The organism is bacterium, assembly GCA_040756715.1.
GTDB lineage: Bacteria > UBA9089 > UBA9088 > UBA9088 > UBA9088 > JBFLYE01.
In genome coordinates this window covers 1-6993 of the sequence record JBFLYE010000173.1, presented here as the reverse complement: position 1 = coordinate 6993, position 6993 = coordinate 1, and the positions used below count along the sequence as shown (strand labels likewise).

Genomic DNA, 6993 nt, shown 5'->3' with positions numbered 1-6993 from the left:
TTTTATAAAACTTAACCTTTTTCAATTCAAAATTCAAAATTTAGAATTCAAAATTTCTTAAATACTATTTTTGCACTAAGTAATGGAAGATACTATAATCGGGGTATTAGTTAATCAAGCCTCTGCTGATAAGGAAACAAAGGCAATTATCACTAATATTAAGGGAGAGGTTTTGATAAAGGAAGGAAGAAAGTGGAAGAAGGGAGAAATTTTGATGGTGCTTAAAGAGGAAGTAATGATAAAGACAGGGAAGAAAGGAGAGGCAAGAATCCTTCTCCCAACAGGTGAGGTAAAATCCCTTAAAGGAAATGAGAGATATGTTATTAAGCCATCAATGAAAGAAAAAGACATAGGTTTAGGTAAGATATTCAAAAATCTTCAGGAGCTACTCAAATCCAAACCAAAGGAATCTATCTTTGAGGTTGGAGGCATAAAGAGGAAAAATTCCAATTACCCTTATTAACCCAAGGTTTAGTAAGATAAAAGAAGCCTATCCCATCTTTGAATGGGAAGATTTAGGAAAGGGTGTAGTCTATGAGATAATTTTAGAGGATGAGCAAAAAGAGATATGGAGGGATAAGATAAAAAGAACCTCTACTTCCTATCCAAGGGATAAAGAAGGTTTAGTTCCTGAAAGAGTTTATCGCTGGTTTGTGAAAGCAATTATTAATGAAGAGGAATTTATCTCTGAATATGCAAGCTTTATCATATTGCCAGAGAGGGTTTTAATTACCCTCAACGAGATAGAAAAGGGGATTAAAGAAAGATTAAATAAAGAAGATTTTTATATAATAATGGGTATGCTTTGGGAAAAAGAAGAGGCATATATGGAAGCAATTAAGTGCTACCAAGAATTGATAAAACTTTCTCCGGAAGACAAACAGGGCTATCAATTGTTATCCTCAGTTTATGAAAAGATAGGTTTCTACGAAAAGGCAATGCTTGAACTTAAAAAGCATTAGAGAAAAAATGAAGAAAAAAGATAAGCTCTGGAATGATTCCGAAGGTAAGGTTAGCTCAAGATGCAATTGAAAATGGCGTAATGAAGGCACATATCATTGATGGAAGAATAAAGCACTCAATCCTCCTTGAGCTATTTACAGATTCTGGTATCGGAATACAAATAATGCAATAGAGGCTATCTATCTATCTCGCCTAAGACAATATCAAGGCTTCCAATGATGGCAACCATATCAGCCATCATTGCCCCCTTTCCAATGGAAGGAAGGCAGGAAATATTGACAAAGGAGGGTGCCCTTATCTTTAATCTATAAGGTATATTAGAGCCATCTGAAATGATATAAAACCCAAGCTCTCCCTTTGAGGATTCAATGCTTCTGTAAGCCTCTCCCTTAGGAATCTCAAACCCTCTTTCCATCAGGATAAAGTGATGAATTAAAGCCTCAATCTCATTTTTTACCCTCTCTTTAGGGGGTGGGACTATCTTTGGAATATCGGCAAGGATTTTACCCTCAGGGAGGTTGTTAATTGCCTGTTTGATAATATGGGTTGCCTCTTTCATCTCAAAAACCCTTACCAGATACCGGTCATAGACATCGCCAATACCCCTTCCGGTGGGAACAATAAAATCAACCTCATTGTAAGCACAATATGGCTCTTGCTTTCTTATATCAAAACAAACGCCGCTTCCACGCAGGGATGGTCCAGAAAGGCCATAGTTTATTGCCACATCCTTTGGAATTATCCCAACATTTTGTGTTCTTTTAAGAAATATAGGGTTTTTTGTAAGAAGCCCCTCATACTCATCTATCTTCTTGGGAAATATTTTTATAAAATCCTTTATTTTTTCAATGAGCTTATCATCAAAATCAAAAGGAACGCCTCCAATTCTTATGCAGGATGTGGTAAGCCTTGCCCCGCAATAATCCTCAAATATATCAAGGATAATCTCCCTCTCCCTGAATGTATAGAGGAATGGGGTAAATGCACCAAGGTCTAAGGCAGATGTTCCAAGCCAGACAAGGTGTGAGGCAATCCTGGAAAGCTCAGCCAATATCATTCTAATATAATCTGCCCTCTTTGGTACGGTAATTCCCGCAAGCTTTTCAACCGCTAAGCAATATGCAAGGTTATTTAAGGGTGCGGATAGATAATCAAGCCTATCGGTTATGGGAAGGAATTGAGCATATCTCTTTTCCTCAGCAAGCTTTTCAATCCCTCTGTGAAGATAGCCAATATGGGCTTCTGGATAGACAATCCTTTCGCCATCAAGGGTAAGGAGAACCCTTAAGACCCCATGGGTAGCGGGGTGCTGGGGACCCATATTGATAAGCATTTCGTGAACTTTATTCATCTTTCAATTTAAAATTTGCAATTTCCAATGGATAATCCTTCCTTAAAGGATGACCTTCCCATTCATCGGGAAGGAGGATTCTCTTTAGGTCTGGATGATTCAAAAACCTTATCCCAAAAAGGTCAAATACCTCCCTTTCCTGCCAGTTTGCTCCCTTCCATATGCACGAGACGGATTCTACCTCTTCGTTTTCTGAAATACCTACCTTTACACAAATCCTTCTGTTTTCTTCAATGGAATATAGGTGATAGACAACATCAAACCTCTTTTCCCTTTTTGGATAATCAACGCCGCAAATATCTGTAAGGAATGAAAAGGAGAGCTCCTTGTAAAGAAAATCCATAAATTCAAGGAGAATGTTTTTTTCTATCCTGAATGTAAGGTCTTTACAATTTTCTTCAAAATGTGCACTTGGAAATCTTTCTTTTATAACCTCCTGTAGACTCATCTTTTAATAAGGGGTTCCTTTTTAACTTTTTCCTGAAGCTTTAACAGCCCATATAAAAGCCCCTCTGGTCTGGGTGGGCAACCAGGAACATAAACATCAACCGGAATTATCTTATCAACGCCCTGAACAACGGAATAGGTATTAAAGACGCCGCCTGATATGGCACAAGAGCCCATCGCAATAACATATTTTGGAAATGGCATTTGTTCATAAAGGAGTTTAAGCCTATCTGCCATTTTCTTTGTAACTGTGCCGGCAACAATCATAAGGTCTGCCTGCCTGGGAGAGGGTCTAAATACACCAGAGCCAAATCTATCAAAGTCATAATGCGATGCCCCGGTTGCCATCATTTCAATAGCACAACAAGCCAAGCCAAATGTCATAGGCCATAAAGATGAACCCCTTCCCCAGTTAAGAATGGCCTCTAGGGATGAAACAATAATGCCTCCCCCAGGCATCTTAATAACCGGTGGTAATATTTTGTCAGAAAGAATGCTCATCTTGTTCTTATTATTTCTAAATCGTGCAGAATAAGCTCTGTCCTATCCTCTAATTTAGCTACCCTTTCAGCAAGGTCTAATCTATCCCAAATTCTTTCCAAGATTTTATTTGTTGCACTTATCTCCCCTTTTACAAGGCTTATCTCCTTATGAACCTCAATAAACCTTCCATCCATTTCCCTGTATAATTCCTCAAACCTTTTATTTACTTCCTCAAACCGCAGACTCATCTCCTGCCTAAACTCCCTTAGCTCTGGCACCAGGACATCAACCATTGCCTTTCTAAATGCCTCTGTAAGCTCTTTTACTCCCATTTCAATGCCCCTTTAAACCCTGCGTATATCAAGCCAATTAAAAGAATAGCGATAAAAATTACCATTTCAATAAGCAAAATAAGTGGTGAAATTTGAGAATCCCGAAAGATACAAGCCCAGGGAAGGATAAAGACAACCTCTACATCAAAGATAAGGAATATAAGACCATAGAGGTAATATTTTGTATTGTATTGGATATAAGCAGAGCCAATAGGCTTTTCTCCACACTCATAGGAAGAAAATCCTCTTTTATCCTTTCTTTTTGGCTTTAAAAACCAATTTAGAAAAAGAGCCCCTCCTCCAAATACAAGACCAACTAAGAGAAAAAAGAGAACCCAAATGTAATCATTCATAGCTCAGAGATGTATGAATTTCCGCAGGAAGGGCATTTTGTTGGATTGTCTTCTGAAAGGTCATCCTCTAGTGATAAATTTTTCCTTAAAAGATCCTCTTTGTGCCTTACCGTCCACTCATAGCCACAAACATCACAGAGGAATCTGCTTCTTTTATTTTGATTGTTATAAAGGTCTTCTGTTCTCAATTTTTTTCTTTAAAATATTTCCGGGCTTAAAAACTACAACCCTTTTTTCTGGAATAGAAACAGCCTTGCCTGTCTTTGGGTTTCTTCCCAGCCTTTTCTTCCTCTCTTTTGTTTTAAACACCCCAAATCCCCTAAATTCAACATTTCCTCCCTCTGATAGGTTATCGGAAATTTTGAGAAAAAGGTTTTCTATAATCTCCTTAATAGTTTTTTGAGGAACATTTATCTCCTCTGCTATTTTTACAACCAAATCCTTCCTTGTCAGCTTCATAAATCCTAAATTCAAAATCCTTTTATCGCCTTTTCTGCCTCCTTTAATACCTCCTCTGCCTTCTTTCTTTCTTCCTCTGCCTGCTTTGCGGCTAGCCTTGCTGCCTCTTCTGCAAATCTTGCTGCTTCTGCCTCAGCTAATGCCTTTGCTTGGGCTTGCTTTGTAATCTCGCTCTTTGCCTTTGCCCACTTAAATGCCTCAGCTGCTGCCTCTGCCAATGCCCTTACCTTAAGCTCTGTAGCCTTTGATACTTCAAATGTCTCCTCTGCCCTCCTTGCGGCTATTTTTGCTGCCTCTGCCTCCATAATCGCACGGGACTCCTGCTCCTTTGCCATTATAACAGCTGTTTTTTGCCTCTCTAAATTTGCCTTAACACCCTCAATTACGGCATTAAGCCTCCTCTCTGTTTCCTTCAAGGCAAGCTCCTTTGCCAATTCTTCATCCTTTGCCTTATTTGCCATTTCTATCTGGGAAGATGCCCTTTTCCCAAATTCTACCGCAGATACAACATTTCCATCAGTCAATGCCTTTTGACCCAGCAAATAAAATTCCTTTGCCAGCCTGATCGCCTCTTCCCTCTTTTTCCTTACAAAGAGCAATTCCTCTTTAGCTACATTAAGCTCAGCCTGCACCCTTGCTTCTGTAGCCTTTGCATCCTCAAGGGCTGCATAAGCAGATGCTTGTGCTGCCTTTGCTGCATCGGCTGATGCTAATGCTGCCTTTGCCGCTGCCTCAGCTGACTTTGCCTTGGCTTCTGCATAATCCTTATCTGCCAGAGTTACCCTAGCCAAAGCCTCTGCTTCTTTTAAAGCCTCCTCAGCGGCTAGGGCATCAGCTACCATCTCAGCCTCAGCAATCCTTGCCTCCTCTGCAATGGCTACAGCCCTTGCCTCAGCTGCCCAGGCAGCTTCTACCTTCTTCTGTAGGATCTCAACCATATTAGTAATATTGGTCGGTGTCCCAAATTCAGCCCATACTTTCATTGAAAGCAAGCTTAAAAGAAATAAAAATTTCTTCATTCTATTTACCTCCTAAAACATAATTGTAAATTTTAAATTACTAGATTTTAAATTGTAAAGGGAAATTTAAAAAAGGCATGACATTTTAATTCCCACAGAATCTCCCTTATAATCATTATCCTTTTCTTTATGGTCTATATTTTTATATTCCATATTTATCTGATATTTTACAGAAAGGGAATAAGCAAAGGAAAAGGATGTGATATTTTCTTCTAAAATTGTTCCTATTTTTTCCTTTGTCTTTGAATAATCATAAGAGGGGATTATCCTTAAAGATTGGGTGGGTTGAAAGCTTGCGGATAAAAGATAAAAATTTGAATCCTGCTCTGTCTTTTGAGCCCCTGCTCCTGCCTCAGATGTGATGAAAGAAATGGAGGAAGAAAAGGAGACCTTTTTTGTTAATGGCCCAGATGCATTTAAAGAATAAGAGGAAAGCAGGGAATCGTATTCATTGTCTTTTTTATTATCAGAGGAGCTTCTGCTATAATTAAATGATGTGTCTATATCTTTTATGCCACAAGAAATGCCGAAGGAAAACTCATTTGCTATCCTTAAAGGAGAAATTGTATTATCTTTTTCCTTCGTATTTTTGTAATCAATAGATACATCGGGAAATTGCCTTGGTGTAATCTCTGATTTTATCTCATAAATCCTTGTTTTTGTTGTATTTACTTCCCTATCACTTGGGTTATCATCGTAAGATTTTATATTCACATTAAATTCAACAGGTTTATCAGATGGAATGTATTTTGTGTTAAGTTTAATTCCTTCCCAATTAACATCACACCCTGTATTTCCTGCTGTATAAAAATTTGGCTCAATATATTGGTATATCCCTTCAAAGAAAAACTTGCTAAAATTAAGAGAAAATCCACTTAAAAATGCCTTGTTTTTATAAAGCTCCTCTCTATTGCTTTTATCCTTATCATACTCAGAAAATGCAAGGTTTGATTTAAAAGAGAGGGCTCTTGATAAAGGAATAACAATATCACCTTCAAAAACCTTATTTATTATAGGCTTTGTATTAGAAAGAGCAACTGAGGCAGGGTCATCCTCTGCTTGAATGTATGTTATTCCCCAAGTGTTATCTCTAAAAACCGAAGAAACCCTTGCTATACCAAGCCACTGGCGATATTGCCCAGATGTAGTTGAACCCTCTTCTTTTTTCTCTTTTGATACACCATAAGCAAACAATACCCCTTTATCTTCAAAATCTCCCTTTACACCACGAATTGTGCTGTTTTTTATTGTAAAATCAGAAATGTCTAATAAAACATCGCCTCCCTCAAGCTTTCCTGATGGAAGGTCAAGGCTAAGATAGGCATTCTGGACATCTGTCTTATTAAGCTTGTCATAGCTAAAATTCAAAATCCCTCCCACATCATTTTTATCAAGCTTTCCAACCCCTGATAATTCCACGGTATATGAAAAATCCTTTGGATATTCATCAACATCCTTGGTGATGTCTATGTATCTTACCTCAAACCCAAGGTTTCCATTTATGGAAAGCCTATGGTCTGGTTGCCCAAAAACAACCCCGCTGACCATCAAACCAAGAAAAATTCTCTTCATTTCTTCCTCCTAAA

11 protein-coding genes and 1 pseudogene are annotated in these 6993 nt (G+C 38.3%); 3 read left to right on the top strand and 9 right to left on the bottom strand.

What is annotated here, in order from left to right; translation table 11 throughout:
- Positions 1-82 precede the first annotated feature (82 nt).
- From AB1397_06435 to AB1397_06425, 3 genes and pseudogenes are all read left to right on the top strand, one after another.
- Entirely contained in the window at positions 83-463 is a 381-nt protein-coding gene (locus AB1397_06435) for a hypothetical protein (protein ID MEW6482615.1), read from the top strand.
- Positions 464-653: 190 nt separating this feature from the next.
- The gene (locus AB1397_06430; GenBank protein ID MEW6482614.1) at positions 654-962 is read left to right on the top strand and encodes a hypothetical protein; all 309 of its coding nucleotides are present in this window, start codon (positions 654-656) and stop codon (positions 960-962) included.
- Positions 963-982: 20 nt separating this feature from the next.
- Positions 983-1135 (top strand): annotated as a pseudogene (locus AB1397_06425) (acetylglutamate kinase).
- Between the two features lie 3 nt (positions 1136-1138).
- On the opposite strand, the gene nuoD reads toward AB1397_06425, so the two are convergent.
- From nuoD to AB1397_06380, 9 genes are all read right to left on the bottom strand, one after another.
- Entirely contained in the window at positions 1139-2314 is a 1176-nt protein-coding gene (nuoD, locus tag AB1397_06420; protein MEW6482613.1) for an NADH dehydrogenase (quinone) subunit D, read from the bottom strand.
- Positions 2307-2762, bottom strand: a complete 456-nt coding sequence (locus AB1397_06415; GenBank protein ID MEW6482612.1) for an NADH-quinone oxidoreductase subunit C — start codon at positions 2760-2762, stop codon at positions 2307-2309. The genes nuoD and AB1397_06415 overlap by 8 nt, the downstream gene beginning before the upstream one ends.
- Positions 2759-3262, bottom strand: coding sequence for an NADH-quinone oxidoreductase subunit B family protein (locus tag AB1397_06410; protein ID MEW6482611.1), 504 nt, complete (start codon positions 3260-3262; stop codon positions 2759-2761). The genes AB1397_06415 and AB1397_06410 overlap by 4 nt, the downstream gene beginning before the upstream one ends.
- Positions 3259-3576, bottom strand: a complete 318-nt coding sequence (locus tag AB1397_06405) for a hypothetical protein (protein ID MEW6482610.1) — start codon at positions 3574-3576, stop codon at positions 3259-3261. The genes AB1397_06410 and AB1397_06405 overlap by 4 nt, the downstream gene beginning before the upstream one ends.
- Positions 3567-3929 carry an NADH-quinone oxidoreductase subunit A gene (locus AB1397_06400; protein MEW6482609.1) on the bottom strand — a complete coding sequence of 121 codons (363 nt, stop codon included), beginning with the start codon at positions 3927-3929 and terminating at the stop codon, positions 3567-3569. The genes AB1397_06405 and AB1397_06400 overlap by 10 nt, the downstream gene beginning before the upstream one ends.
- Complete coding sequence (locus tag AB1397_06395) at positions 3926-4117, bottom strand: hypothetical protein (protein ID MEW6482608.1); 192 nt, start codon at positions 4115-4117, stop codon at positions 3926-3928. The genes AB1397_06400 and AB1397_06395 overlap by 4 nt, the downstream gene beginning before the upstream one ends.
- Positions 4095-4388, bottom strand: a complete 294-nt coding sequence (locus AB1397_06390; protein ID MEW6482607.1) for an HU family DNA-binding protein — start codon at positions 4386-4388, stop codon at positions 4095-4097. Before AB1397_06390 ends, AB1397_06395 begins: the two co-directional genes overlap by 23 nt.
- Before the next feature lie 11 nt (positions 4389-4399).
- Positions 4400-5407: a hypothetical protein gene (locus AB1397_06385; GenBank protein ID MEW6482606.1), complete on the bottom strand. Its 1008-nt coding sequence runs from the start codon at positions 5405-5407 to the stop codon at positions 4400-4402.
- Positions 5408-5473: 66 nt separating this feature from the next.
- Positions 5474-6979: a hypothetical protein gene (locus tag AB1397_06380; GenBank protein ID MEW6482605.1), complete on the bottom strand. Its 1506-nt coding sequence runs from the start codon at positions 6977-6979 to the stop codon at positions 5474-5476.
- Positions 6980-6993: the final 14 nt, after the last annotated feature.

What these genes read in the sequence shown, in the direction of transcription:
- AB1397_06390 (MEW6482607.1), bottom strand. Translation starts at nt 4,388, where the DNA reads ATGAAGCTGACAAGGAAGGATTTGGTTGTAAAAATAGCAGAGGAGATA.
- AB1397_06400 (MEW6482609.1), bottom strand. Translation starts at nt 3,929, where the DNA reads ATGAATGATTACATTTGGGTTCTCTTTTTTCTCTTAGTTGGTCTTGTA.
- AB1397_06410 (MEW6482611.1), bottom strand. Translation starts at nt 3,262, where the DNA reads ATGAGCATTCTTTCTGACAAAATATTACCACCGGTTATTAAGATGCCT.
- AB1397_06405 (MEW6482610.1), bottom strand. Translation starts at nt 3,576, where the DNA reads ATGGGAGTAAAAGAGCTTACAGAGGCATTTAGAAAGGCAATGGTTGAT.
- nuoD (MEW6482613.1), bottom strand. Translation starts at nt 2,314, where the DNA reads ATGAATAAAGTTCACGAAATGCTTATCAATATGGGTCCCCAGCACCCC.
- AB1397_06435 (MEW6482615.1), top strand. Translation starts at nt 83, where the DNA reads ATGGAAGATACTATAATCGGGGTATTAGTTAATCAAGCCTCTGCTGAT.
- AB1397_06415 (MEW6482612.1), bottom strand. Translation starts at nt 2,762, where the DNA reads ATGAGTCTACAGGAGGTTATAAAAGAAAGATTTCCAAGTGCACATTTT.
- AB1397_06380 (MEW6482605.1), bottom strand. Translation starts at nt 6,979, where the DNA reads ATGAAGAGAATTTTTCTTGGTTTGATGGTCAGCGGGGTTGTTTTTGGG.
- AB1397_06385 (MEW6482606.1), bottom strand. Translation starts at nt 5,407, where the DNA reads ATGAAGAAATTTTTATTTCTTTTAAGCTTGCTTTCAATGAAAGTATGG.